The sequence below is a fragment of the Exiguobacterium sp. ERU653 genome (genome assembly GCF_018617775.1).
GTDB classification, from domain to species: domain Bacteria; phylum Bacillota; class Bacilli; order Exiguobacteriales; family Exiguobacteriaceae; genus Exiguobacterium; species Exiguobacterium marinum.
Genome location: NZ_JACSKV010000002.1, coordinates 49,815 through 75,881 on the forward strand (window position 1 = coordinate 49,815; position 26,067 = coordinate 75,881).

31 protein-coding genes and 1 other annotated feature are annotated in these 26,067 nt (G+C 47.5%); of the genes, 15 read left to right on the plus strand and 16 right to left on the minus strand.

The window, feature by feature from the left end:
* Nucleotides 1–36: 36 nt before the first annotated feature.
* Both KNO95_RS10245 and KNO95_RS10250 read right to left on the minus strand, forming a co-directional pair.
* Nucleotides 37–360, minus strand: a complete 324-nt coding sequence (locus KNO95_RS10245; protein WP_214703720.1) for a hypothetical protein — start codon at nt 358–360, stop codon at nt 37–39.
* 141 nt (nt 361–501) lie between these two features.
* A complete protein-coding gene (locus KNO95_RS10250) occupies nt 502–1,881 on the minus strand; it encodes a TrkH family potassium uptake protein (RefSeq protein ID WP_214703718.1) in 1,380 nt (459 codons plus the stop codon).
* Nucleotides 1,882–2,081: 200 nt separating this feature from the next.
* Between KNO95_RS10250 and KNO95_RS10255 the strand changes: the two genes are divergently transcribed.
* From KNO95_RS10255 to KNO95_RS10265, 3 genes are all read left to right on the plus strand, one after another.
* Nucleotides 2,082–2,273: a hypothetical protein gene (locus KNO95_RS10255; protein ID WP_224862903.1), complete on the plus strand. Its 192-nt coding sequence runs from the start codon at nt 2,082–2,084 to the stop codon at nt 2,271–2,273.
* 86 nt (nt 2,274–2,359) lie between these two features.
* Nucleotides 2,360–3,142, plus strand: coding sequence for a flagellar motor stator protein MotA (gene motA / locus KNO95_RS10260; RefSeq protein ID WP_026824519.1), 783 nt, complete (start codon nt 2,360–2,362; stop codon nt 3,140–3,142).
* The gene (locus tag KNO95_RS10265; protein WP_026824520.1) at nt 3,120–3,899 is read left to right on the plus strand and encodes a flagellar motor protein MotB; all 780 of its coding nucleotides are present in this window, start codon (nt 3,120–3,122) and stop codon (nt 3,897–3,899) included. The genes motA and KNO95_RS10265 overlap by 23 nt, the downstream gene beginning before the upstream one ends.
* 33 nt (nt 3,900–3,932) lie before the next feature.
* On the opposite strand, the gene KNO95_RS10270 is transcribed toward KNO95_RS10265, so the two are convergent.
* From KNO95_RS10270 to KNO95_RS10285, 4 genes are all read right to left on the minus strand, one after another.
* Nucleotides 3,933–5,357, minus strand: a complete 1,425-nt coding sequence (locus KNO95_RS10270; RefSeq protein ID WP_214878955.1) for a dihydrolipoyl dehydrogenase family protein — start codon at nt 5,355–5,357, stop codon at nt 3,933–3,935.
* Entirely contained in the window at nt 5,354–5,719 is a 366-nt protein-coding gene (locus KNO95_RS10275; protein ID WP_214703716.1) for a DUF1499 domain-containing protein, read from the minus strand. Before KNO95_RS10275 ends, KNO95_RS10270 begins: the two co-directional genes overlap by 4 nt.
* 64 nt (nt 5,720–5,783) lie before the next feature.
* The gene (locus tag KNO95_RS10280; RefSeq protein WP_214703714.1) at nt 5,784–7,163 is read right to left on the minus strand and encodes a sensor histidine kinase; all 1,380 of its coding nucleotides are present in this window, start codon (nt 7,161–7,163) and stop codon (nt 5,784–5,786) included.
* Complete coding sequence (locus KNO95_RS10285; protein WP_026824524.1) at nt 7,160–7,852, minus strand: response regulator transcription factor; 693 nt, start codon at nt 7,850–7,852, stop codon at nt 7,160–7,162. The genes KNO95_RS10280 and KNO95_RS10285 overlap by 4 nt, the downstream gene beginning before the upstream one ends.
* Nucleotides 7,853–7,977: 125 nt before the next feature.
* Here KNO95_RS10285 and KNO95_RS10290 point away from each other — a divergent pair, with 125 nt between their 5' ends.
* Both KNO95_RS10290 and KNO95_RS10295 read left to right on the plus strand, forming a co-directional pair.
* Complete coding sequence (locus KNO95_RS10290) at nt 7,978–8,799, plus strand: Cof-type HAD-IIB family hydrolase (RefSeq protein ID WP_026824525.1); 822 nt, start codon at nt 7,978–7,980, stop codon at nt 8,797–8,799.
* 30 nt (nt 8,800–8,829) lie between these two features.
* On the plus strand, nt 8,830–9,828 hold the full coding sequence (locus KNO95_RS10295; RefSeq protein WP_214703712.1) for an alpha/beta hydrolase: 999 nt from the start codon (nt 8,830–8,832) through the stop codon (nt 9,826–9,828).
* A 49-nt stretch (nt 9,829–9,877) separates the two neighbouring features.
* Here KNO95_RS10295 and KNO95_RS10300 read toward each other — a convergent pair whose 3' ends face one another.
* The 4 genes from KNO95_RS10300 to KNO95_RS10315 all read right to left on the minus strand — a co-directional run bounded on the left by KNO95_RS10300 (nt 9,878) and on the right by KNO95_RS10315 (nt 13,763).
* Nucleotides 9,878–11,437, minus strand: coding sequence for an aromatic amino acid hydroxylase (locus tag KNO95_RS10300; RefSeq protein ID WP_214878957.1), 1,560 nt, complete (start codon nt 11,435–11,437; stop codon nt 9,878–9,880).
* A 44-nt stretch (nt 11,438–11,481) separates the two neighbouring features.
* Nucleotides 11,482–11,675 (minus strand) — a binding site (T-box leader).
* A 143-nt stretch (nt 11,676–11,818) separates the two neighbouring features.
* Complete coding sequence (locus KNO95_RS10305) at nt 11,819–12,496, minus strand: uracil-DNA glycosylase (RefSeq protein WP_034770695.1); 678 nt, start codon at nt 12,494–12,496, stop codon at nt 11,819–11,821.
* An 80-nt stretch (nt 12,497–12,576) separates the two neighbouring features.
* A complete protein-coding gene (locus KNO95_RS10310; protein ID WP_026824528.1) occupies nt 12,577–13,212 on the minus strand; it encodes an NAD(P)H-dependent oxidoreductase in 636 nt (211 codons plus the stop codon).
* A gap of 119 nt (nt 13,213–13,331) precedes the next feature.
* A complete protein-coding gene (locus KNO95_RS10315) occupies nt 13,332–13,763 on the minus strand; it encodes a MarR family winged helix-turn-helix transcriptional regulator (protein WP_026824529.1) in 432 nt (143 codons plus the stop codon).
* A gap of 159 nt (nt 13,764–13,922) precedes the next feature.
* On the opposite strand from KNO95_RS10315, the gene KNO95_RS10320 reads away from it, so the two are divergent.
* The 3 genes from KNO95_RS10320 to KNO95_RS10330 all read left to right on the plus strand — a co-directional run bounded on the left by KNO95_RS10320 (nt 13,923) and on the right by KNO95_RS10330 (nt 15,892).
* A complete protein-coding gene (locus KNO95_RS10320) occupies nt 13,923–14,297 on the plus strand; it encodes a hypothetical protein (protein ID WP_015880488.1) in 375 nt (124 codons plus the stop codon).
* Between the two features lie 128 nt (nt 14,298–14,425).
* Complete coding sequence (locus KNO95_RS10325; protein ID WP_214878959.1) at nt 14,426–15,310, plus strand: diacylglycerol/lipid kinase family protein; 885 nt, start codon at nt 14,426–14,428, stop codon at nt 15,308–15,310.
* A gap of 63 nt (nt 15,311–15,373) precedes the next feature.
* Nucleotides 15,374–15,892, plus strand: a complete 519-nt coding sequence (locus KNO95_RS10330; RefSeq protein WP_353048130.1) for a GNAT family N-acetyltransferase — start codon at nt 15,374–15,376, stop codon at nt 15,890–15,892.
* 36 nt (nt 15,893–15,928) lie between these two features.
* On the opposite strand, the gene cbpA is transcribed toward KNO95_RS10330, so the two are convergent.
* Complete coding sequence (gene cbpA / locus KNO95_RS10335; protein WP_026824532.1) at nt 15,929–16,564, minus strand: cyclic di-AMP binding protein CbpA; 636 nt, start codon at nt 16,562–16,564, stop codon at nt 15,929–15,931.
* 186 nt (nt 16,565–16,750) lie between these two features.
* On the opposite strand from cbpA, the gene pdxK reads away from it, so the two are divergent.
* Genes pdxK through bshB2 form a run of 3 tightly spaced genes read left to right on the plus strand, consistent with a single transcriptional unit; the run spans nt 16,751 to nt 18,649 of the window.
* The gene (pdxK, locus tag KNO95_RS10340; protein WP_026824533.1) at nt 16,751–17,575 is read left to right on the plus strand and encodes a pyridoxine/pyridoxal/pyridoxamine kinase; all 825 of its coding nucleotides are present in this window, start codon (nt 16,751–16,753) and stop codon (nt 17,573–17,575) included.
* A 55-nt stretch (nt 17,576–17,630) separates the two neighbouring features.
* Nucleotides 17,631–18,002 carry a YojF family protein gene (locus KNO95_RS10345; RefSeq protein ID WP_026824534.1) on the plus strand — a complete coding sequence of 124 codons (372 nt, stop codon included), beginning with the start codon at nt 17,631–17,633 and terminating at the stop codon, nt 18,000–18,002.
* Entirely contained in the window at nt 17,999–18,649 is a 651-nt protein-coding gene (gene bshB2, locus KNO95_RS10350) for a bacillithiol biosynthesis deacetylase BshB2 (protein ID WP_026824535.1), read from the plus strand. The genes KNO95_RS10345 and bshB2 overlap by 4 nt, the downstream gene beginning before the upstream one ends.
* 275 nt (nt 18,650–18,924) lie before the next feature.
* On the opposite strand, the gene KNO95_RS10355 is transcribed toward bshB2, so the two are convergent.
* The 4 genes from KNO95_RS10355 to nhaC all read right to left on the minus strand — a co-directional run bounded on the left by KNO95_RS10355 (nt 18,925) and on the right by nhaC (nt 22,801).
* Nucleotides 18,925–19,995 (minus strand): MFS transporter, encoded by a 1,071-nt coding sequence (locus KNO95_RS10355; protein WP_214878960.1) that lies wholly within the window; start codon nt 19,993–19,995, stop codon nt 18,925–18,927.
* A gap of 165 nt (nt 19,996–20,160) precedes the next feature.
* The gene (locus KNO95_RS10360) at nt 20,161–20,673 is read right to left on the minus strand and encodes a type 1 glutamine amidotransferase domain-containing protein (protein WP_026824537.1); all 513 of its coding nucleotides are present in this window, start codon (nt 20,671–20,673) and stop codon (nt 20,161–20,163) included.
* A gap of 82 nt (nt 20,674–20,755) precedes the next feature.
* Nucleotides 20,756–21,340, minus strand: a complete 585-nt coding sequence (locus KNO95_RS10365) for a DNA-3-methyladenine glycosylase (protein ID WP_214878961.1) — start codon at nt 21,338–21,340, stop codon at nt 20,756–20,758.
* Nucleotides 21,341–21,424: 84 nt separating this feature from the next.
* Nucleotides 21,425–22,801 carry a Na+/H+ antiporter NhaC gene (nhaC, locus tag KNO95_RS10370; RefSeq protein WP_214878962.1) on the minus strand — a complete coding sequence of 459 codons (1,377 nt, stop codon included), beginning with the start codon at nt 22,799–22,801 and terminating at the stop codon, nt 21,425–21,427.
* A 217-nt stretch (nt 22,802–23,018) separates the two neighbouring features.
* Here nhaC and queC point away from each other — a divergent pair, with 217 nt between their 5' ends.
* The 4 genes from queC to queF are packed head-to-tail and all read left to right on the plus strand — an operon-like array spanning nt 23,019 to nt 25,310.
* Nucleotides 23,019–23,663 carry a 7-cyano-7-deazaguanine synthase QueC gene (gene queC / locus KNO95_RS10375; RefSeq protein ID WP_026824540.1) on the plus strand — a complete coding sequence of 215 codons (645 nt, stop codon included), beginning with the start codon at nt 23,019–23,021 and terminating at the stop codon, nt 23,661–23,663.
* Entirely contained in the window at nt 23,660–24,118 is a 459-nt protein-coding gene (queD, locus tag KNO95_RS10380) for a 6-carboxytetrahydropterin synthase QueD (protein ID WP_026824541.1), read from the plus strand. The genes queC and queD overlap by 4 nt, the downstream gene beginning before the upstream one ends.
* On the plus strand, nt 24,100–24,810 hold the full coding sequence (queE, locus tag KNO95_RS10385; protein WP_214703691.1) for a 7-carboxy-7-deazaguanine synthase QueE: 711 nt from the start codon (nt 24,100–24,102) through the stop codon (nt 24,808–24,810). Before queD ends, queE begins: the two co-directional genes overlap by 19 nt.
* 11 nt (nt 24,811–24,821) lie before the next feature.
* Nucleotides 24,822–25,310 (plus strand): preQ(1) synthase, encoded by a 489-nt coding sequence (queF, locus tag KNO95_RS10390; protein ID WP_483297388.1) that lies wholly within the window; start codon nt 24,822–24,824, stop codon nt 25,308–25,310.
* A 30-nt stretch (nt 25,311–25,340) separates the two neighbouring features.
* On the opposite strand, the gene KNO95_RS10395 is transcribed toward queF, so the two are convergent.
* The gene (locus KNO95_RS10395) at nt 25,341–25,997 is read right to left on the minus strand and encodes a TVP38/TMEM64 family protein (protein WP_026824544.1); all 657 of its coding nucleotides are present in this window, start codon (nt 25,995–25,997) and stop codon (nt 25,341–25,343) included.
* Nucleotides 25,998–26,067 lie beyond the last annotated feature (70 nt).

Genomic DNA, 26,067 nt, shown 5'->3' on the forward strand with positions numbered 1-26,067 from the left:
AGAACAAGTGTACACTGTGAACGAGCGTACACTTGTTTAGTTCTCATCCGCGTGGTTACGAGACACTGCTTGATCATGTAGCAGACGTTCGAGGACGAGGATATACACCAACGAAACGAGGAGCCCCACGATGCCAGGGAGAACCGCAACGATGGCATCTTCCAAATACGCTGTGGGAATCAGGTAGATCAATAGCGACTTCACACCGTACATCAACATCAATGAGGAGAACAACACAAGCGTCACCGCTCGTTTCGACACACCCCCGAAAAATGATCGTCCTGTCTCCTCTCCTTTTGTCATACCGAGCCAAGATAACAGGCCATAACCCTCCTTTGTCAATCTAAATCGATTTTGCATTCACGAGCCCATTATATACCAATGATTTAATCGGATGAAGGCTGTCAAAAAACGTTGTCACCTCCTGACTATTCTAAATCTAAAAAAAGTTGCAACCCCATTCACAAGGATTGCAACCTACTCTTATATACGGACCATCGTTCACCCAATCAAAATCTTCTCTTTCGGATAGCGAATCTTCCGGTCGGCTTGACGTGCGACGGTAAAGAGAATCGTCAGCGATCCGACACGTCCGAGAAGCATCATGAACATAATCAGACCTTTTCCAGCATCGTTCAATTCCGCGGTGATTCCTAGCGATAATCCCACCGTCCCGAATGCCGAGACTGTCTCAAATAAAATGGCACTCGCTGGAATGTGACCGTTCGTCAAAATAACAAGTGTCGTGATTATAAGAATAAAAAAGAAACTCGAAATTGCAACGACGTATGCTTTTTTTATTTGAAACGCATCAATCGTCCGTTCCATAATAACCGTTTCTTTTTTTCCTGCGATGAACGCCCACATATCCGCGAAGATGACTGCAAGTGTCGTCACTTTAATCCCAGACCCAGTCGACGCTGCACCAGCCCCGATATACATGAGAATCAAAATTAAGCCGATTGATACAGGCGCCATCGTGGCGATATCGATTGTATTGAAACCGGCTGTTCGCGTCGTCACGGCTTGAAAGAATGTCACATGTAGCGCCTCACCGAACGATCGTCCATACAAAGCACCTTCGTTCGATACCCATTCAAACATCATTAGCATGAACCAAGCGATCCCATTGATGACAAGCAGAGATAGAATCATGATTTTCGAATGAAGTGCGAGGCGTTTCCACCCTCTTACTTCTGTCGCGTCGGCAATGGTCGTAAAGCCGAGACCACCAACCATGATCATGAGTGCAATCGTTACAACAATCGCCGTGTTCTGTTCAAACGACATCAGGCTATCCGGAAATAATGCGAACCCTGCATTGTTAAAGGCAGAAACAGCATGGAAAAAACCGTAGTGTAGCGCTGAGATGAAAGAATAATTTTCTGTACTATAAAGTTCAAACGTTAAAAATAACATCCCGATGAATTGCACAATTACAGTCGTAAAAATAATGTTTCTTACAAGTCGTACCGTTCCACCCGGTCCTGCTAAGTTTAATGATTCCTGTAAAATTATTCGTTGTTTCAATCCGATTTTCTTACCCAATACGCTCAAGAGCATTAATGCGATTGTCATAAAGCCGAGACCACCGATTTGAATAAGAGCAACAATGACTAATTCCCCGAATGTATTGAAAGATGTTCCAATATCAACCGTAGATAACCCCGTCACAGTTCCCGCAGAAGTCGCGATGAATAGGCAATCAATCCAAGAAACAGGCTCATCTTGGGCAAATGGCATATATAAAAGAGTTGCCCCAATAAAAATCGCAAGTAAGAAGCCACCCGCAATGAAACGAGCAGGTTTTTCAAATACGATTCGATAGAGTGACTCGACTCGCTTTAAGCGCAACTCACGCGCTGACAATCTATGCCGCATCACGACATCTCCTTCTCTTCTATTATTCTAAGCCCCATGTTACTCCTCGCCTCAATAAATGCCAACAAGAAAATGTATCTCTAACGCTCCTCACGATTTTTTGGTATTATGAGAGATAGACTTTAAGATTGTTGAGGAGGTTGAATGAAACCGTGGACCCTAGTACGGTAGATCATTCGATAGAGGATGTCTCACGAAGGTTGGAGCGCCAATCACAATGTATGCCCGCCCACCTTTATTTTCAGCTAGAAGAGTTACTCAATTGGTCACTCGAGCAAGAAGTCGTGAATCAATTGTACGCATTGTTAAAAAAATACGACGTATTAACCGATATAGAGCGTGAAGAACGAAATATCAGCATTCAAATGCTGATAGATGAAAACGGCGCTTAATCATCGGGAACGCATGTTGCGGGAGACGAGTAGCGTCTCTCGCTTTTTTTGTCCTGATTTATTTCGGAAAGGTGGAAAACAAAGACATGGATGTCGTCACGTTAGTCGGACTCATACTCGGGTTCCTCACCCTCGTCGGTGGAATGATATTAAAAGGAGCAGGTGTTGCGCCGCTGATCAACCCAGCCGCACTGGTTATCATTTTTGTCGGTACAGCCGCAGCGGTCAGTATTGCCGTATCGAAAGAGCAGCTGCAGAACGTCCCCAAACTGTTTAAAATCTTGTTCAAAAAACAAGAACTCCCAAGTAAATCCGGATTGCTCACGCAATTCGTCGACTTGTCGACGCAAGCTCGGAAAGAGGGCCTCTTATCACTCGAAACGGCGCTCGAACAAGTCGAAGAACCGTTTTTACGTCAAGGCATGATGATGGTCATCGACGGTCAGCCTTCTGAATATATTGCGGAAGTCATGTCACGTGACATCGAAAACATGGAACAACGCCATAAAGCGAACTCCGACATTTTTACCCAAGCCGGGACATACGCCCCGACACTCGGGGTACTCGGAGCCGTTATCGGATTGATTGCAGCTTTAAAAGATTTATCGGATATTGAAAAGCTCGGCCATGCCATTTCAGCAGCATTCGTGGCAACATTATTCGGAATTTTCACCGGATACGTGCTCTGGTTCCCATTTGCGAATAAACTCAAGCAGTATTCAAAGAGTGAAGTCATCATCAAGGAAATGATGATTGAAGGGATTTTATCGATTCAAAGCGGTGAATCTCCAAAAACGTTAGAAGATAAACTGTCTGTGTATTTGTCTCCAAAGGAGCGAGCTGACTATGAAGCGCAAAAAGAAGCATGATCATGAAGAACACATTCCGGAAGGATGGCTGATTCCTTACGCCGATTTGTTGACCCTCCTGCTTGCGCTTTTCATCGTGTTATTTGCATCGAGCAATGTCGACCAGACAAAGCTTGAGAAAATGTCACAGTCTTTCAACCAAGTATTCTCAGGAGGCGTCAGCGTCTTTCAGGCTTCGACCGCCTCAAACAGTGATATCAGTCGGACGGATAAAACCGATACGACCGCCAACCCACGCACATACGAGCTAGCTCAGCTTGATGAGTTGAAAGAAGATGTGAATCAATACATTAAAAAGAATGGGCTTGAAAGCCAAATCAAAGCGACCATCAACTCGAGTGGTCTGGTCTTGACGATTCAAGATCGTGCCCTCTTCAACTTAGGAGAGGCGACACTCGATACGGATGCTCGGAACGTTGCTCAAAACATCAGTCAGATTTTAGAGAAAGCTGGAAAACGAGAAATTGTCGTTTCCGGCCATACTGATAACATCCCAATCAACACAGCACGTTTCCCGTCAAACTGGGAACTCAGTTCGGCTCGTGCGACAGCGTTCATGCGTGGCCTTTTAGCAAATGACGCCTTGAACCCGGCTCAGTTCACACTGGCAAGTTACGGTGAATTTAAACCAATCGCGACGAACGACACAGAAGAAGGTCGCTCGAAAAATCGACGCGTCGAAGTGCTAATTAAACCACTCGTCGACCTTTCCGAAGGCGAACCAAAGATGATTGAAACCATCACCCTACCTGACTAAAAATCACCCACTCGTTTGAGTGGGTGATTTGTGTTATTGCATCAATTTAAAGTAGCGTCTTGCAAGTTCTGTGAGCGGACTTTCAAACAAGCGTTTCCGCCAATAAAGATCCGTGACTTTCTTCACCGCCTCACTTCGCGACGGATATGGATAAATCATCCTAGACAACTTCCCGATCTTATCGCCACGTTGCATCGCATAGACGACGATTTGCATCCAATCGCCTGCCGATTCACCGACCGCATGCGCACCGATAATCTTTCCATTTTTCTTCGTAATGACTTTGACAAAACCAGCCTCTTGACGCTCAGCGATAAAGCGATCAACTTCGGACAGTTTCGCTTCATACGTTTCGATGTCATTGCCGTAATGCTCGCGCGCCTCCTGCTCTGTCATGCCAACATGAAACACTTCAGGGTCTGTGAACGTAATCCACGGTAGCTTACTATAGTCGACCTTGTTCCATAACCCAAACAGTGCGTTCGCGACAACCGCCTTCCCTTCTTCGCCGGCCGCATGTGTGAACGGCAGCGTCTTGATTGTATCCCCAATCGCAAAGATATGTGATTGTGACGTTCGATACGAAGATGAGACGTCGATATACCCTTTCGTCACTTGAACGTTTGCCCGGTCGAGACGAAGCGCATCAATCCGTGGAACGCGACCTGTCGCCATGAGCAATTTGTCCGCCTCATATTCAATCGTTTCACCATCTACTTCTGTCGTGACACGGACTCGTCCATCGATTTCATCGACTCGTTTCACCTTCACGCCGATTTTTAAGCACATCGCCATCTCAAGTTGGGATTTTAAATACGTTGAGACGTCTTTGTCTTCTTTCGGAAGGAAGTCTTCCTGCGCCTCGAGCACCGTGACTTGAGAGCCGAGTCGAACGAATGATTGAGCCAGCTCGAGTCCGACCGTTCCGGCACCGATGACAATCAAACTCTCTGGAAGCGTCTCTTCTTCAAAGACGGTTTCATTTGTTAAGTATGGGACTTGATCTAGTCCATCGATGGGAGGGACTGTTGGTTTCGACCCCGTCGAGATAACAAATTTTTTCCCGATCAATAAATCGTTCCCCACCTTTAGTTCATGCGGACTTTGGAACGAGGCTTCTCCAATATAGACGTCCACGCCAATCTTTTCAAAGCGTTCTGTCCCGTCATGGTCTTGAATGATAGCACGTGCCTTGTCGACTCGTGCCTTAGACATTTGGTAATGCTCTCTTCCATTGAACTCTGTTCCGAGGACACGCGCCGCCCGCATCATCGCATTTGCTTCTTTTGATGCGGCAATCAGCGCCTTAGATGGTACACATCCAACATGTAGACAGTCTCCACCTAAGTGTTTGTTCTTTTCAACAAGCGCTACTTTCACACCTAAATTTGCAGCACCCGCGGCCACCGTCATTCCAGCGGCACCACCACCGATGACTATCAACTGATAATCCTTCATCGAATCAACCTCCGATATTGTTCACTCACATTTTCCATCCGTTTTCGATTCACGCCGAGGTCTGAATAGCCGACACGGGATGCGGACCTAAACTCGATTTGTTGAGTCGCATCATCAAATAGAAAATCGACATCATCTTTAAATCGCATCACTTTCGAAGTCACCACATAATGAAGACTATCGTCTGTTTCTTTCACCAGTTCGGCCCGAGACAATTGATTCATTGCCATCTTGATTGCTTCAACCGATTGCTCGCGACTGCCCGCATATGGCAATGGAGACATACGCAATTCCTCAATCGAGGTTTGTGTCGAAACGGCGTTCGGACTTCCTTTTAACGGCTTCAAGGATTGATTTGCCATCATAAAAACCTCCCTCATTCTACATACATCTATATGTAGCCTGAATTCGGGAGGTTTAACCCTTTTAATGTAGTTCGCTCGGATCGAGCGGTAATAAAACGGTCACGGTCGTCCCGTGTCCAATCTCACTCTCGATGACCAGTTTTCCTTCGTGTGCCTCGATCAATTCCTTCGAAATCGCAAGTCCGAGACCGCTACTGCCTTCCGTCACTTGAGCTTGATAAAACATTTCTGTGATGCGCTGTAAGTGCTCACGAGAAATACCAGGACCTTCATCGATGATCGAGATGAAGGCGACGCGTTCTGATTGAACGAAACGAATCGTCAATGTCCCACCGTCTGGTGAGAAGCGAATCGCGTTCTCGAGAATGTTTAAAAACACTTGCTTCAATCGGTTCTCATCAAAAAGTCCGATCGACTTTTGAGGATACCGTTCAACGAGCGTGATGTCTTTGTCTTCGAGTGACTGCTTTAACTGCAACGTCACTTTTCGCAACAAGGAAACTAAATCCAGTTCCTGACGATACAAGACCAATCGACTCTCTTCGATTTTTGTATAATCAAGTAACTGTTCCACAAGACCAATCATACGCTCCGTTTCGGAATGGATGATGCTCAAACCAAGCTCTGTTTCTTCAGACAGTTTCTCATCGCCTCCCCGAATCGTCTCGGTCCATCCTTTGATCGATGTGAGAGGTGTTCGAAGCTCATGTGAGACACTCGAGAGAAATTCGTTCCGTGTCGATTGATGTTGTTGCACTTTCGCACCCAAATACGTGAGGGTTCGAGCCAATGCCCCTAGCTCATGTTTCTCATTCGATTCAACCGATACATCGAAGTCGCCCTGAGCCATCTCATCAGCGGTTTCAATAATTTGACGAATCGGTCTGACGAAGCGATCGGCAATCCGAATGACGGTGTACAGAGCAAGTAACCAGATCAAGACACCAATTATGGCGACCGTCATCCAAATTTCGCGAATGAGCGTATCCAAATCTTCAAGTGGGCGCGTGAAACTAATGGCAAACTCTGACGTATCATTTGTCACAATTGGGCTCGTGACAGACAGATAGTGCTCTTCACCGACATCATAGTCTTGTACGACCGATTCACCTCGTGCAAGCTCTTGTAATTGTTCTTGAGAAAAAGAGGCCTGTCTAGTCCGTTGACCGGTCGTTTTGACAATCGAACCGCTCCGGTCGACAATCGTCAAATCGGTTCCTGGATATCCGAATGTTCGGACGAGGACAGAGAACGCACTAGGCGTCTCAAACCCGACTTGGGCTTGAGGATATAGATATGCACTTGTTGTCGCATGACTCAGTAACGCTTCTGACTCATACTCGTAATAGTATCGATATGTCCCGTAAGACAAGACGCTGACGAGCAGAAGTAAGACGATCGTCACGACAATCATCATGCGAATGACTAACTGTTGTTTCATGCCTCATGTCTCCGCCATTTATATCCGTGACCCCATAACGTCTCAATATAGATCGGATGACTCGGATCGTCTTCGATTTTTTGACGCAGGCGTCGAATATTGACATCGACCGTTTTTCGATCGCCGAAGTAATTGACCCCCCATACCGCGTCGAGTAACGCATCGCGTGACAAGACGATCTCTTCATTTTGAACGAGATGACAAATCAAGTCGTACTCTGTTGGTGTTAAATCAATAGATTGTCCGTACTTTGTCACTTGCTTCGCTGCAAGGTCGATTGCGAACGGTCCCGACTTCAAGCGTTTCGAGTCTTTTCGTTTCACTTTCTCGACTCGGCGCAATAATGCTTGAATGCGCGCGACCAACTCACCTGGACTAAACGGTTTAGCGATGTAATCGTCTGCTCCTTTTCCGAGTCCTTCAATTTTATCTTCTTCGAGCGTTCGTGCCGTCAACATGATGATTCCGACGTTTTCATCAATATCCCGAATAGCGGCACATGCTTCGAATCCATCCATTTCTGGCATCATGACATCTAACAAAACAACGTCAAACGGTTCACGATCAAACGCGGTAACCGCTTCACGACCGTTTGTTGCCTCGAACACATCGAATCCAGCTCGTTTTAAGTTGACAATAATGAAGCTGCGAATCGCATGTTCATCCTCAGCTACTAAAATTCGATTCATATTTCCACCTCTTCTAGAGTTCACTTCTCTACATTATAGTTACGTTTTTGCGACAAGGTTGTCAATTGACCTTAAAAAGGTTTAGGATTGTATCATTAGATTCTGAAGGAGGACCCCCTACTACTATGAGTTACAAGATGATTGTATTAGATATGGATGATACGCTCTTCACGAGCGACCATACGATTTCCCCGAAGACAAAAGAAGCACTTCTCGATGCGCAGGCACGCGGCTATAAAGTCGTACTGGCGAGCGGACGACCTACGTTTGCGATGTGGGAGGCAGCCCGCGAATTGGAGCTCGCGAAATACGGAAGCTTCATCTTATCGTTCAACGGTGCCTCGGTCATTAATTGTGCGACAAATGAAGAGATTTTCTCAAGTACGCTCCAACCGGACACGGTCGCCCATCTCCATGATATCAGTGAACGGGAAGGAATCGCGATTCATACGTACGTCGGTAACGAAATCGTAACCGATCGTCCGAACTCTTATACGGATATCGAAGGTGAATTGACGGGCATGCCTGTCGTACATGTCGACAACTTTAAAGAAGCTGTGACGGCTCCGGTCGTCAAATGTTTGATGCTCGCGGATGGTGACACGCTCGCTCCGATTGAAACGAAGCTACAAGAAGAGTTGGCCGGAAAACTAGCCGTCGCTCGTTCAAAACCATTCTTCTTAGAGTTCACAGAAGCCGGTGTCACAAAAGGCACAAGCCTCGCCTTACTAGCCAATCAACTCGGTATCGCACAAGACGAAGTGATCGCTTGCGGTGACGGAAACAATGATTTGACGATGATTGAATGGGCAGGTCTAGGCGTTGCGATGGGTAACGCTAACACGACAGTCAAAGGGAAAGCGGACTTCATTACGAAGTCAAACAATGAAGACGGCATCGCTCATGTCATCGAGACATATATGACGGACGTATTCGTCACGCAATAAGCTTCTGATTGTAGAAAGGGAGGAAGTAAGATGAATAAAGGGTTGAAACGTGCTGGAGTCGGATTGATTGGAACAGCAGTCGCAGGAGCGGCTTATGTGTTACTTTCTCCTAAACCAGCGACACGTTTAATCAAAACTTCGTTCGCAGGGGGGAACGAAGTGGAGATGAAAGAATTTGAGGAAGTCGTTCAAAAAACGTCTGTCCGAAAAGACATCGACTACTTGTCTTCTTATGACAATGGAATGTTTGATTTGATTCGTTATGAAGGAAACGGACGAACTGTGCCGACGATTTTTTGGGTGCATGGTGGATCATTCGTCGGCGGAGATAAATCGGATGTGTTAAAATACGCCACTTCGATTGCGAGTAACGGCTACAACGTCGTCAGTATCAATTACGCACTCGCACCTGACGTGATGTACCCGACCCCGCTCAAACAAATCGAAGAAGCGTACTCGTTCATTGCTGAGAACAATGACCGCTTCCGTCTCGATTTAGACCGCGTCTTCTTTGCGGGTGATTCGAATGGTGGACAGCTCGCCGCACAGTTTGTCGGAATCCAGTTGAATGACGACTATTCGCCTTCTGCTGAAGTGGGACAAGTCGTACCAAAATCCTCAATCCTCGGTGCCATCCTCTTGTCTGCACCGCTCGACTTGAAGCGCACATGGCTCGAATCATCGAAATCTGTGAACCGCTTCTTGTTCAAACGAATCGGATGGGCATACTTCGGCACATACAATTGGGAAACTCTCCCGGTCGTTGCTGAAGCGTCGCCACTCGTCAATGTACCGGCCACATTCGTCCCAACGTTTATCGCGGACGGAAATGACCATTCCTTTGAGGATCAGGCCAAGGAATTTGCAACGATTCTTTCAGGACGTACGGATGTCACGACTGTCTTTTATGATCGGAATGAGCACGAGCTCGGTCATAACTATTACTTCGAAATGGACCGCCCAGCGGCTAACTCTACGTATCGCCGTTTGATTACGTTCTTACGCGAAGCGACAAATCAATCTGTATAATGCACAAGAGGCAACGTTCTCCTACTATGGAAAACGTCGCCTCTTTTCGTTAGCGCAATAGTTCGAACGCACGACCAATCAATTCATTACGGGATGAAGAGGTATGACGCAATGCTTCAAGACGTTCAATCAATGTCTGTTTCAGTCCTTCGTCATTCACCAGTTCCAGACACTCAATGTGTAATAACCAGGCGTCAGGGTGGTTCGTTAAAATCTCTGGGATGAGACCATCAATCGATTCTCCCCGCTCACGCATGAGATGAATTCGATTGAACATCGGGTCATCGTTCGTCCATACACGTTCATCTCGCTCGATGATCACGGGTTTTTCGATGATCATCAGCTCGTCTACCGTCGTTCCTGGGAAGATCGATGGAAGCGAGTCGACACGTACCTCGAGTGAGTCGAGAGGAATCGTCCGTCCTTCTAACTGAACGTTCACGTCTTGGAGCAGATCAGATGCACAGGCTTGACGAACGGTCGTCCCGTCCTCGAGGAGGTCATCGCGGTCTAGCGCAGATTCCGTATCATGGACAATGAGGAGTCCATGACGCTCTCGTTTCGTTAACTGACCACTTTTTACAATGGTGCATTCATCCCATTGAATGAGCGTATGCTCTTTCGACTCCGTCATGTGGCGAACGATGCCGACACGTTCTGATCCGTCTTCGAGTCGAATCGTCGACTGACTTCCCGACGCCAACGCTTTCGCCACGGATTCAATTCCACCTTTTCGAATCGCCATTCTTCCTTCTAGTTCATCTAAGACAGAAGAGAGTGTCTCAAAGTTTGGAATAACGAACAGCTCTTTTTGCATGTTTGTCACGTCCTGCTTCGTCTGTAGCGCGTGCTCTAAGTCGAATGGATGTTTGACGACCGCATCCGTCAGACAGTGACGGCTCTCTCCGACAGAGGACAAGAGACCTGCCCCGTAAATCATCGGACGCTCGAGGTCACCAATCAATCCAAATTCAACAGTCCACCAAAAGATTCGTGCGACTTGTTGTGCCTCTGAGAAGCCAGTCACTTGCGCTTTCGCCTCATGGACGGCTTTTTCCGCCGCCTCGATGTCTTGTTCGGTCGAATTGGCATTTTCCTTCACAATCGTCAAGCGTTTCAATGCTGCGAATGAGGCATGCTCTTCTCGGTTCATGAACGCCTTGGCCCCTAATTGACCGAAGCGTTTAACGATTTCCGAAAACGTCGGGTCCATCAACATCGGCGCATGTCCTGCCGCCTCATGAATGATATCAGGCGCTGGACTGTATAAAATATTCTCGACTTTCCGAATGTCTGTCGCGACCGGCAGCATCCCATTTCCTTGGAAGTCAAAAAAGGCAACACCGGGGATGAGTCCATCCACTGCGACCGTCGACCATCCTGCCGTCTGCATCTCATCCGTCATCAGTTCGACGTTCGGCAATCGGTCCGGTCCCATTCCCGTCCGTTTCAATCCTTCGATGTAAAACGGATTCGCCTTCCCTTCTAACGTATGCAAGTTCAACCGCAACACGAAACGCCAAACGGCGTGATCCGTTGGTGTGTATTCATTGTAGAACTGCGGTGAAATATGTGGGGCTAGGTGTTTTGAAATCGATTGTGTCAACATGTGAAGTCCTCCTTTGAAATCAAAAAATCCCTATCGATTGAATCGATAGGGACGACAAAGCCGCGGTACCACCCTAGTTACTAGAGAATATCTAGTCACTTGATCCGATAACGGGGGACCGCTCAATCACGAGAGCTCGGGAACTGTAATTCGATTCATCTTTTGGGCGTGTTCGCAGCACCACACGCTCTCTGGGCCATGGAAGATGTCTCTACTTCGGTTCTTTCTTCGCTTTTCTTACATATTCAATTCTTTATCTTTTATACAGTTATGCTGTTATGCATATATGCTTTTAAGTGCTAAAGTGACGTCTTGTTAGTTACTGTACCAAAGCTAAACAAAGGCGTCAACAAAAAACAGCCTACGAATTTTCGCAGACTGTCAGAGACACCACTCAATCGGGGGTTTTCCCCACTCATTCAATGCATCGTTTACTTGGGAGAATGGCTTAGAGCCGAAGAATCCACGATGGGATGACAACGGACTTGGATGTACCGACGTGAGCACTTTATGTTGGTCTCCAATCCATTTCATTTTCTTCTTCGCATCATTTCCCCACAAAATGAATACGATTGGTTCCTCACGACTCCCGAGCCGCTCAATGATGGAGTCAGTGAACTGTTCCCACCCTTTTCCACGGTGAGAGCCCGCCTTCCCCGCTTCAACCGTCAGTGCCGTATTTAAGAGAAGGACCCCTTGTTTCGCCCATTTCTCAAGATTGCCACTCTTCGGGAGGTCACATCCAACGTCATCTTTTAGTTCTTGAAAGATGTTTCGTAGAGACGGTGGGAAACGTACCCCGTCCTGCACCGAAAAACTGAGTCCATGCGCTTGATTCGGTCCGTGGTACGGATCTTGCCCTAAAATGACGCACTTCACCTCACTGAATTTCGTGTAAATAAATGCGTTCCAAATGTCTTCTCGGGTCGGGTAAACGATCGTTTCTTCATAAGCTTGGTCGACGAATTGCCTCAACTGTTGAAAATAGGGCTGTTTCATTTCCTCTTGGATGATATCCGTCCAATCTCCAAGCAGTCGACTCGATAACTGATCTGCCATTGCATACTCCCCTTTCCCTTTGTATCATACCCAAAATAATTGCATACAAAAAGACGAGTCGATCGACTCGTCCTTCAAGGTTATACCGTTACTGCGCCTGCTACTTCTTTTGCAAGTGCTTCTGCTTTCGCTTTCGCGTCCGCCACGATCTCTTCGATTTTGTCTGGGTATTGGTTCATCCCTTCAACCGCTACCGTTGTGACTTCAGATACACCGACAAACGCGAGCGCTTGACGGAGGTACGCGTCCGCAAAGTTGAGGTCCGTTCCTGTGTAGATTCCACCCGTTCCTTGGATGTGAATCGCTTGTTTGTTTTCAAGCAAGCCGACAGGTCCTTGCTCTGTGTAACGGAACGTTTTGCCCGCCATAAGGACGCTATCGAGGAACATTTTCATACGCGCTGGGAAGAAGAAGTTCCACATTGGTGTCGCGAATACGTAGAGATCCGCTTCCATGAATGTCTCGAGCATGCTACTCATCGTTCCTACTTTTTTCGCTTCCACGTCAGTAAGTGCTTCACCTGACGCGAATTTGCCCCATGCGCTAAGCACATCTCCATCGATTTCTTGTACATCGACATCGTAGAGTTCAATTGCTTCTACTTCGATTGATTCGTTTTCAGCCTTAAGTGTCGATACGAATGTTTCTGCAACTTGCTTGCTGTATGAAAGTTCAGCTGGTTTCGGGTTAGCCGATACATATAATACTTTAGTCATCGTGTAATCCTCCATTTGTGTAATCTATACTTTTTCAATAACAGTTAGAACTATATCATCTGTATATCTCATCGTCAATTATTTTAATTTCAAGATATTATGTAAAAAAGCAACGGGCTTTATTTGCCCGCTGCGTTATAACCGACTCGTTTTAATAACGTAATCAATTGTTCCGTCTCTTCATCACTTAACGGTCCATATATATCTTTGAAGATTTCAATATGTTGCGGATAGACGACGTCCATGAGCGTCTGTCCATCGTCTGTCAACGAGGCGTACGTGACGCGACGGTCAGACGGACAGGCGATTCGTTCAATCAGCCCTCGCTTCTCCAACTTGTCGATGACGTATGTCACACTACCGCTCGTAATCAAAATCTGATCCCCAATTTGTTGTAGCGGGGTGTCTCCTCGTTTATACAGTACGGATAAAACACCGAACTCTGTTGAATTTAACTGGTGGCGTCGTAAATCTTCTTTCACACGATCACTGATGGCATCCATCGTCCGCGCAAGAACGACCCACGCCTTCAATTCAAGGGATTCAATCATGTCGGTTTCACCTCAATTCGTTCATCATATATCACTAGTATAGCAGGACTTATGAAGTATAAGCCGGGAAAAATTCTTCGTCAAGGAACTTCTTCATTGTCGCCTATGTCGGAAACGTTTAGAATGGTAGTATTGTGATTTTAAGAAGGGGTGGACCGTATGCGTGAGTATTACGAAATTTCATTGACGATTAAACGGGAGTTTTTGCATGCTGTCATCGATTTGTTGAATCGGGAAGGCATCGCACCGGACTATGCGCTCGAAAAAGAAGGTGCGGTCTTTTTGTTATTCAATCATTTACCTTGGCCAAACGTGACCCGTGAACCGCATGCCGTGGAACGTTTCTTGTTGACGTTGAAACGATCGGACTATTTATTCGTCAAAACGAAACGTAAATCACCGGTCCCCGATCATGAACCGGTCGCGTGTATGGGTGCCCTCGTCTCTCCGTTCAATGAACATTTGCGGATTGAGCTCGCGGTCGATGAGTCTGAAGCGAGTCATTTAGATATGTCCGCATTTCGTCATTACTAAACAAAATGATAATCCCCCATGACGGTTAGACCGAAACAACTAGCCGAAATGGGGATTTTTTTAGGAGTAGCTGTTTTCTTTGACGGGAATAAAGGACAGTATTCGAATGAAAAAGGAGACATGTCGGAATGGACACAGTCATGTTAATCGTCAATCCATCCTCAGGAAAAGAGTTAGGGGAACAACATGCGACACATGCCGAAGAGGTGTTGCGCGAACGATATGGACACGTCGATGTCCGATTCACTGAAAAGGAACAGGATGCGACGGACTTCGCACGTGAAGCAGCAGAAAAGCACTACCAGGCCGTCATTGCGATGGGTGGGGACGGAACCTTGAACGAAGCGGTAACCGGCCTGGCCGAAGCCACTCATCGACCTGACTTCGGCATCATCCCACTCGGTACGGTCAACGACCTCGCCCGTGCACTCGGTGTCCCAAGCAATCCTAAAAAAGCGATCGAGGCACTTCGTGATGCCAAACCGACGCCGATGGATATCGGAAAATATGAGAACGGTTATTTCATGAACATCATCGCCATCGGCCTCATTGCCGAAGCGGTCGACGAAGTAAGTGTGGAAGAAAAAACAAAATGGGGACCGTTCGCCTACTTGATTGAAGGAATTAAAGCCTTCAGAGAACATAGCCCATATGAACTGATGGTTGAGAGTGAGGACGGACAATTTGATAATAAGGCATATCTCGCCGTCATCGCTTTGACGAACTCAGTCGGAGGTTTTGAAAATTTCGAACCGGATGCGCGACTCAACGATGGGCTTCTTCATGTCTATATTTTTGAAGAACTTCGTCTAAAAGATGCCCTTCAATTAACACCCGCCCTATTCACAGGAAAACTGAAGGAGACCGACAGCGTCACATCATTTTGTACGAAATGTGTGAAAGTAAGCTCGCCTGATGCCCTTCCGGTAAACGCAGATGGAGACACAGGCGGTGCGTTGCCGCTAACATTTGAGATTTTACCGAGCCATTTAAACGTATTGAAGCCGGTCTAAGAGCAGGACTTTTATCAATGGAACCGAATGTTTTTAAGCGAGAAAGGAGAATGACCTATTAATATCTCGCTCGTTCCACTTACAACAGCAACCGACGACATCGTCAATACGTTCAATCGTTGGAATAACGACCCACAAATCGTACATCTCATTCGACCGAGCCGCTCTGAAGAAGATTTGACCGCCCATTATGAGATGACAGTTGATGATTTAGAAGAACGGCTCTTAACGCATGACATTTTTCTCATCTATGCAGATGACCATCTCGTTGGAGAAATGAACGTTATGTATGACCCGCCTCACTTGTATCGTCAACAACCCGGTACGGCATGGCTCGGTTTCGTCATCGGTGAATCCATCGGTCGAGGGAAAGGCGTTGGTACGGAAGCTCTTCGTTTGTTAGAAGAGATATTGCGAGCCAAACAAACGCCTCGTATGGAACTCGGCGTATTTGCCTTCAACCATGCGGCCCATCGTCTCTATTCAAAATGTGGCTATCAAGAAATTGGACGGATCGAGCATTTCACCTATTGGGATGATCAATTTTGGGCCGATATTCGTATGGAGAAACGCTTTGACTAAAAAAATCCTCCCACTTGATGTGGAAGGATTTTTTACTTAATTATTCAAATTTTCGACTTCGACGATGCGGAAGCCTTTTTGTTCGAGCTTAGAGACTACTTTGTTCTTCTTATCTTCATCGCAATCAGGTGGCAGCGTCACGAGCACCCGACGCACTACCTTACTTTTCGCATCGAGTGTCATCAGGCTCGCAATCGATGTGTACTTGTTCACGACTTTCGTGATTTTTTCGAGCGCCCCCGCTTGTTCACTCAAGGCAATCGTCAAGACGTAGCTTCCTGTGTCACGACTCCACGCCTCTTCGAGCATGCCGAGCATCTTACCGTGTGGCAAAATTCCATAAAACTCGTTGCTTTCATCTTTTAATACCGCAATGTACGGCAATTCTTTGATGGAGAAGAATACTTCGAAGAACCCATCGGATTCATGAACGTATTTTTGCGTATTTTTAATAAGTGTCATCACATTATCATCCATGTTTTCCCCGTTCATTCCATGACGATAAATATGCATTTTATAAATGTTACCGCGGAAAAATGTTCCCGTCTCGTCTAAAACAGGTACACAGCGATACCCTGTTTCTTCAAGCGTATGAAGCGCTTCCCGCAATGTTGCCTTTTCACTGATGGTGACAACATCTTTCTTTGGGATACATAAGCTATGCACTAACATGCGTTTTCCTCCTAGCCAATAATAAAGTGGTCTACACCCTATTCATTATTATTCCCCAAATATGATGAATATCCTGCATGTTTTTTCTGAAAAGTTATGAACACTTCTTTTAATCCTTGAATTTGTCGGAATTCGAAAAAGTCGTTATAGTGAAACTATCCAAACAGACAAAGGGGATGAACGATTATGACGATGAAAAAAGCATTGACGATCGCCGGTTCTGATACGAGTGGCGGCGCGGGTATCCAAGCCGATCTCAAAACGATGGAAGAACTCGGTGTGTATGGCATGACAGCCTTGACTGTCATTGTGGCACAAGATCCACATAACGCATGGAACCATGAAGTCTTTCCAATCGATACGACATTGATTGAAAAGCAAATCGATACGGTTCTCGCTGGAATCGGAGTCGACGCGGTGAAGACAGGTATGCTCCCGACACCTGAAATCATTGAACTCGCTGCGCGTAAAATTAAAGAGTATGGCATCAAGAATGCGGTCGTCGACCCAGTCATGGCATGTAAAGGTGCCGATGAAATTCTTGATCCGAACGTTGCGGTCGCAATGCGGAAACACCTCGTGCCGGTCGCAAAAATCATCACACCGAACTTATTCGAGGCGCGTATGCTCGCTGGCCTCGACAAAACACCATCGACGATGGACGAAATCAAAGAAGCAGCTCGTTTAATCCATGAGCTCGGCGCGGAAATCGTCATCGTTAAAGTCGGCGGCAAACTCGGATTCGACACAGCGTTTGACGTCTTATACGACGGAAATGAATTCCGTCTACTTGAAAGTGAAAAAATTAAGCCTGCATTCACACATGGTGGCGGGTGTACGTTCTCTTCTGCCATCGCAGCTTCTCTCGCAAACGGTCATACGGTCGATGAAGCAATCGAAATCGGCAAAGAGTTTATCACAGAAGCAGTTCGTCACTCATTCCGTCTAAACCAATACGTTGGACCGACGAACCATACAGGGTACCGCAAAAAAGTAGCTGCACAATCGTAAAAAGATGACCCGGAACCGCGTGTTTCGGGTCATCCTTTCCATTGGAGGGACAGACGTGAAAGCAATTCAACCTAATCACATTCAACAATATTTGGACAGTCACGTCGCAACACCGCTTTTCGTACATGTTGAGACAACAAACGGTGCCTATGCGACACATAACGACCCCGACTTTCATAATGCCGGGATGTTTATTCGTAACGCTAAAATCGAATATAGCATCGGTCAAATTAAAGGAAACGGACCTTATCGAGTCGGATTAAAACTTGATCATGGCTGGCTCTATGTGGAAGGTTTGACCGATTTTGAAGTGCATGGCGAGCAGCTGTTACTCGCTGGTCACGATCGTCTCGGTCGCCTGGCATGTGCGCTGCATATCGATGTAAAACCGCTCCCTCAAGGAGCTTCGGAGGTGGAAAATCAATGAATGGACCATTACTCGTCATCTTCCCACATCCAGACGATGAGGCGTTCAGCTCAGCCGGAACGATCATTCAACATCGTCAAAAAGGGCTTCCGGTCACGTATGTCTGTTTAACACTCGGTGAGATGGGGCGCAACATGGGCTCCCCAATTTTTACGACACGTGAAGAACTCCCTAAAATTCGAAAACGTGAATTAGAAGAGGCTTGTCGGATAATGGAAATCGAAGACCTGCGCATGTGGGGTCTTCGTGATAAAACCGTCGAGTTCGAAGACGAAGCCGCACTCGCTGCTCGTTTCCGCGCCTTGATTGACGAAGTGAAGCCGGAAACCGTCATCTCATTCTATCCAGAATATGCCGTTCACCCGGACCATGAAGCGACAGCTCGTGCCGTCGTACGAGCACTTCAGGAGATGGGAGAAGCGCGCCCTGAGTTTTTAGGTGTCGCATTCGATCGCCGCACAGAAGAAGAGCTCGGACAACCTCACGTGATCGTCGATGTGACGGAAGAAAGTGAACAGAAGAAAGACTCCCTCTTTGCCCATCGTTCTCAGACGGAAGGTCTTCTACGCGCCATTGACAATGCAGAAAACGCCCACGTTATGGAGTTACTCCAACGTGAGCGCTTCTATCATTATCCGTTCTCATGATTCATAGGCTAGGCGGGTCATATACAGCAAGGCCCCGACGGTCCCAAGACCAATCAACGTTCCGAATACTACAACGATTTGTCCCATGTTTTCACCTCTTCTAGACTTTACGAACGTTTCAATTGATTGGTTTCAAACAGGGCACCCACTTATTAGGGTGTGCTGTTTTTTTATGTACAAAATTTGATTATTTTCATCATACACCCAATATCCTGTCATTTCGTCCGTCTTAAGACGTAAAAACAGACATGGCTTATGGCCCATGCCTGTCATGATTAAGAGTGAGTCGCATGAACGAACCAAACGACAAGTCCGATTAGTATGAACGCAAGAAATAGCGACGATGTCGTTCCCCCAATAAAGACAATCCCTATTATGAGGATACCGAGATGCCATAGCATCGAGACAGACGATTCCGTCGTCGCTCGAATAGATGAAGGAACTTGATGGTGCAAAAGTCCATAATAGAGCGGCTCCATCGCCCCATATAGAAGTCCCAACAATCCCATCACACCAATTCCGATTGGACTCGGAAATAAGCCGATGAAGAGAAACCCGCCACCCATCACCCAACCGAACCCGTTTAACCAACGCTCAGATGACGCAAATCGTATAAGCGTCCCCGCAAAAAGTTGACCAGGTAACTGAATCAAAAGCAGGACGCTTGAAATGGCACCGAACCAATAGATCGGAACGGACACATCGCGAGCGTACAGTTGCCAAAATTCATCGATGAAATTAAAAGCGGATACCGTTGCCAAAAAACCGATTGTGACATAGCGAAGTTGTTGTTTTGACCAAATGAATTGAAACCCTTTGAACACATGACGCCACGTCAAACGCTCCTCCCGCTCTCGATGAGTCGGTTCAACGAGAAATACGCTACACAGTGTCGCCATCAATAGACTCCCGATGGAAAGCTGATAGTTCCACTCCAAGGAAAGGTACTGAGCCAACATACTACCACTCAATGCCGCTGTAACAGCGGACAAGATGCCAATCGCATTCAACCTTCCAAGAACTCGTTCAAATGACGAAGCATCATGGCTTTCTTGTAACGATTCATACAGCAACGCATTCTCTGCCCCGCTTCGAATGACCGACCCAATGGCCGAACAGCTGATCGCGACAAAGAAACCGATGAACGTGAACGAATGCAAGATGACGACAAACGACAGCCACTCCAACCAGATACCGATTTGGACGAGTCGACGCCGTGCCGTATGGTCCGCCCAGACGCCAGTCGGTACTTCTAGCAGGACGATGATGAGCGCATACACCATCTCTAGATAGACGACTTCCTGAATGGAGATGCCCCGTGACTCCCAGAACAGCCGTTCAATCACGTAGGCAGGAATCAGCCCTTCAAACCAACGAACCCACCCTAGTCGGACAACGTTTCGACGAACTTAACTCGGTGAACGTGCTCGTTTTCTCACTTGAATCTCCTCCTTACTTGTCTATTCCCGAAAACACAAAAAAACCACGAGACGAATCTCGTGGTCGACGTGTTATTTTAATAAGTTGAGAATCTCACGGTTGAACGCCGGAATGTCATCCGGCTGACGGCTCGTCACGAGCTGGTTTTGGCAGACAACGACTTCTTTGTCCGCATATTTCGCTCCAGCATACTCCATGTCGACTTTAATCGATTTATATCCGGTTGCATCACGACCTTCAAGCGTCTTCGCCGTAATCAATAGCTGTGGTCCGTGACAGATGGCAAACACAGGCTTCTTCGCGTCCATGAAGGCTTTGGCGAACGAAACGAACCGCTCGTCTTCACGTAACAAGTCAGGAGAGAATCCGCCTGGTAAGAGAAGGGCGTCAAAATCTTCTGGCGATACATCGTCAATCGATTGATCGATGTTCACTTTCGCCTCTCCTTGTTTTCCTTCTACCGTATTGCCTGCTTTCTTCTCGATTGTCACGACGTCATGTCCCGCATCCACCAATGCGTCACGGGGACCCGTGAATTCTACATCTTCAAACATATCTGTAATGAGCGTTGCTACTTTTGCCATGTTCTAAACACTCCCTCTGTTTGTTTTATGCACATAGGGACTGTTCCACAGGCATGAATCACTTAAACATCACTGCATGCATTCAACGGAACTTCGAGACGTACGGATTGTCGCGTTCAAAGAAGCGATACGGGTAGTCACGGGCCTCGCCCGTATTCGGAATCCCGATACGTGGACCCGCCTCGATCACCATTTCAGTCTCACCTTCCGCAATATAGAGCGGGTCTTGTTGGAACGAGTGTCCGTATAAATCCATCGTGATTCCGAGTGCTTTTGTCAACTTCCCCGGTCCGTTCGTTTGGTCATATCGCTTCACCCCGGGACGATTCGCCGCAACCCATTCATGACCTTGAATCGGTTCGACGGCTCGAATCAACACGGCTTCCGGTGTGCCGACTGGTCCACTGACCACGTTCAAGAGCGTATGCGTATGCATTTGATACGTGTATACATGTCCCGGTTTTCCGAACATGACTTCCGTTCGCTTCGTCCGACGTCCCCCGAAACTGTGTGCCGCTCGGTCGATGGCACCGAGATAAGCTTCTGTCTCGACAATCTTTGCGATGATGTCGCCTTCCGGGTGTCGTCTCACCAAATATTGACCGAGTAAGGAGCGGGCCAAATCGAGTGTCGGTTGTTCATAAAATGCCAAATCGAGTCGCTTCATAGTTCCACCTCCGTTTGTTCCATTTTCTCAAAAGTCGTATCCTCCATACAAAAAAGATGCCCTGCACGGCAGGACATCACTCATTTACGATGCGATTTTTAGTGATTCATGCTGCTTCCCCAACCGAACGTATCCCAAAATGATGGTGAAGACCGGGCTGAGCCAAAGGAAGAACGCAAATGGTGCATATTCCAATACAGGTACACCGAGCGTCGCTGCGAAGAACGCTCCGGAGACACCCCACGGAATGAGTGGGTTAATCACAGTCCCACCATCCTCAAGCGCACGTGACAAGTAGCGTGGGTCAATCCCGCGATCGATGAACCCTTGTTTGAACGCCTGTCCTGGCAAGAGAATCGATAAGTACTGCTCTCCCGCGAGCAAGTTGACACCGATTGAACTGAGGACGACCGAGAGGACCGAACTTCCTGGTGATTTCAACCGCTCGAGCAACGATTCAACGATGGCTTGGAAGACACCGAGTTCGCGCAATAAGCCGCCGAATGCAAGGGCAATCAAGACGAGACTGACCGACCAAAGCATCGATTCAAGACCACCACGATCGAGTACCGTCGCAATCGTCTCGTTCTCGACACCTGACTTGAATCCAGACTGCATGACGCCGAGCCAGTTCGAGATGCTCCAGTTTCCTTGAACGAATCCAGCCGTCAACACACCAGCGAACATCCCGACGAGCATCGTCGGCAAGACCGGCATGCGGCGAAATGCAAGCACTGCGACAAGAACAGGGGCAATCAACGTGAGCCAAGAAAGATCAAATCGTCCGCCGAGCGCTGTCTGTGCTTCCGCGATTTGTGTCGTATCGGCAGTTTGACCACTGCGTCCAAGGAATGTGAATAAAATCAATGTGATGATAAACGCTGGAATCGTCGTCCCCATCATAAAACGAATGTGGTCGAACAGTTTGACACCTGCCACTGCCGGAGCAAAGTTGGTCGTATCCGACAACGGGCTCATCTTGTCTCCGAAGAGCGCACCCGACACGATCGCACCTGCGGCGAGAGCCGGCGAGATGCCTAGCGCCGTCCCGATTCCGAACAAGGCGACACCGACCGTACCGACTGTCGTAAATGCGCTTCCTGTGAATGTTGAGACAATCATCGTAATTAATAAGACACTTGGTAAGAACCATTCAGCAGAGATTGTATTTAATCCGATGGAGAGGATCGTCGCGACCGTTCCGGACATTTGCCATACCCCGATGAGCATCCCAATCAACAACAGAATCAACACCGGCATAATCGCTTCACGAATCCCGTTGATCATTGCTGTTTCAATCTGTTTGAAGTCGCGTGAACGATAATACGCGTATCCACCTACTATTACCATTGTGCCAAAAATCGCCATGTGTGGCGTCGCTTTGGCCAAAAACATCAGTGCGAGCAAGGTGATCCCGCTCATTAACACGACGAATACAGCTTCTTTTCCTTTCATCTGCATCGACGTCCCCTCCTTTCGTTATATCCTGATTATTTATTATTCCACCTAACCGCTTAAACGCTTTTATGCACAAAAGCGTATTAGTGATGTTTTTTACTATACTCGCTTCCTTTCTCCCTGTCAAACGACTTTTTATGATAAATTAAATGCTTGAGGGTGACCTCCGGAGTTCGTAACCTCCTCCGACATCAAAACTAGCGAAAAGGAAGTGTGCTTCATGCAACACGAAAAAGCATTGGTCGTCTTTAGTGGTGGCCAAGATTCAACCACTTGCCTGTTTTGGGCAAAACAACAATTCTCTCATGTGGAGGCGGTGACGTTCGCATATGGTCAACGCCATGATGCGGAAATCGAGGTCGCAAAAGAAATTGCGACAGAACTCGATGTCCCACACCACATCCTCGATTTGTCCCTACTCGGACAACTCACATCGAATGCGCTCACGAGACACGATCTCGACATCGACAATGCGGACGTCCCAAACACGTTCGTTGATGGACGCAACCATCTATTTTTATCATTCGCGGCCGTCATGGCCAAACAACTCGGTATGCACCACATCGTGACCGGTGTATGTGAAACGGACTTTTCAGGCTACCCGGATTGCCGAGACCAATTCATCAAATCACTCAACGTGACACTCAATTTAGCGATGGATTATCCATTCGTCATCGACACACCACTCATGTGGCTCGATAAAAAAGAAACGTGGGCACTCGCCGACAAGCTCGGTGCGTTCGACTATGTCAAAGAACGCACGCTCACTTGCTACAACGGTGTCATCGGTTCAGGTTGTGGAGAATGTCCGGCGTGTATCCTTCGCCAAAACGGACTCACAGCTTATGAGGAGGTGCGCGTATGAAGCATGCTCCGTTCCTCGCTCCGACAAGTGTCGAATCAAAACAAGAAGGATCGCTCATCTACTGTCCGCATCGCGTTCAAATCGTCAAAGAAGTGACGTTCGACGCGGCGCACCATCTATTTGATTATGACGGCAAATGTCGTGCCCTTCATGGTCATACGTACAAACTCCAGATGGGTGTCAGCGGCTTTCTCGACAATCGTGGGATGACACTCGACTTTGGTGACTTGAAGACCATCTTTAAAGAAGAGCTTGAGCCTTATCTCGATCATCGCTATTTGAACGAGTCACTCCCTTATATGAATACAACTGCAGAAAACATGTGCTATTGGATTTTTGAACAGTTGGCGACACACTTGCCGAATGAACGCGACGTCCGCGTCGAATTCGTCCGTTTGTATGAAACGCCGACGTCGTACGCTGAGTTCCGCCGTGAATGGTTGGTGGAATCGTGAAAATCCCTGTTCTTGAAGTGTTTGGACCGACCTTCCAAGGAGAAGGCCGCGCCATCGGACAAAAGACGATGTTCGTCCGGACCGCCGGTTGCGATTACCGCTGTTCGTGGTGCGATTCCGCCTTCACGTGGGACGGTTCAGAAAAACCGGATATGCTGACAGCAGACGAGGTGATCGCACGCCTTGACGCACTCGGTATGTATGATTACGTCACCATCTCGGGGGGCAACCCGCTCCTCATCGCAGCCATGGAAGACCTCGTCGTGAAGTTGAAAGAACGTGGCATCACATTAGCTGTCGAGACACAAGGTAGCCGCTATCAAGACTGGATCACACAAATCGACGACGTGACCCTCAGTCCGAAGCCCCCGTCGTCTGGTATGAAGACAAACTGGGAACAACTCGACGCGATCGTCGAACGGTTGCGTCCGGAGCAAACGACATTTAAAGTCGCCGTGTTTGATGAAGTGGATCTTGCCTACGCAAAAGAAGTGCAACAGCGCTACTCACCGGACGTCATGTATTTATCTGCCGGTAACCCAGATCCGGGTGCTGATGGTGATATCACCGATGCCCAGCTTCGTCGCTTGAAACAGCTGTGGGAAGACGTCGCACGCGACCCGTCTTGGCAAAGCGTCCGCGTCCTACCGCAACTACACACATTACTGTACGCCAACGAACGTGGCGTGTAAGGAGAATGAACATGAGATCAGAAGACTTACAAGACCTCTCGCTCCTCGGACAGAAGAGCGTCCCTTATATTTTTGAATACACACCGGACGTACTTGAGGCGTTCCCGAACCGTCACCCGGAGAATGATTACTTCGTCAAATTCAACGCACCGGAATTCACTTCCTTGTGCCCGATTACGAATCAACCGGACTTTGCGACAATCTACATCTCGTACATCCCGGATGAGAAGCTCGTCGAGTCGAAGTCGTTGAAACTGTACTTGTTCAGCTTCCGTAACCATGGCGACTTCCACGAGAACTGCATCAACGTCATCGGGAAAGACCTCGTCAAGTTGATGGAGCCGCGCTATCTCGAAGTGTGGGGGAAATTCACACCGCGTGGCGGCATCTCGATCGACCCATACTACAACTACGGAAAACCGGACACGAAATACGAAAAAATGGCAGAACATCGTCTGTTCAACCATGACCTCTACCCTGAGACGATCGACAATCGTTAATTGAAAAGTAGGCGCTCCATGTGGAGTCGCCTACTTTTTTTGATAGCGATGAATCTGTCGTTTAATCGGTTCACGAAACACCGTCGCGATGAGCGTCAATACGAGCATGATTCCGAATGCCAAGGCGATGAGCGTCCAATCACCGCTAGCGATACTACTTCCGAGAAAATTGTTTGCGAACGCCCCCGGAATCATGCCGACGACGGTCGCAAACAGATACGCCGGCACCTTTACTTTCGCCAAACCTGAAGCGTAGCTGACCAAATCGAAATTGACGAGTGGAATGAGGCGTAAGATGAGGACATAAAAGAATCCGTCTTCTTCGATTTTTTGTTGAATCGCTTCATAGTTCGTCGATTCAAAATGATGCAGGAAACGATCGCCGAAATAGATAGCCACATAATAAGCGACGAGAGCACTTAGCGTCGCTCCGATGACAGTATAGATGACGCCAGGTATGATCCCGAATGCCAAACCGCCGGCGACCGACAGGACCGATGTCGGAAACAGGATGAGCGGTCGAATGGTGAATAAAATGATATAGATCAAGGGAGCCAACCATCCGAATTGGATGATGTAGTCCCGAATGTCGCCTGGACTTACGTCAATCCACTGATACAGGAACGTCGCTGTTCCGAACAAGAGTAGGACGAATGCAATCATCCACTGTGTTTTCCATTTTTTCATCGCCCTTCCTCCTTCCTATTTGTTTTTATTCCCCTAATCCAGGATGTCATCCACCTTTTTTCAGCCATCT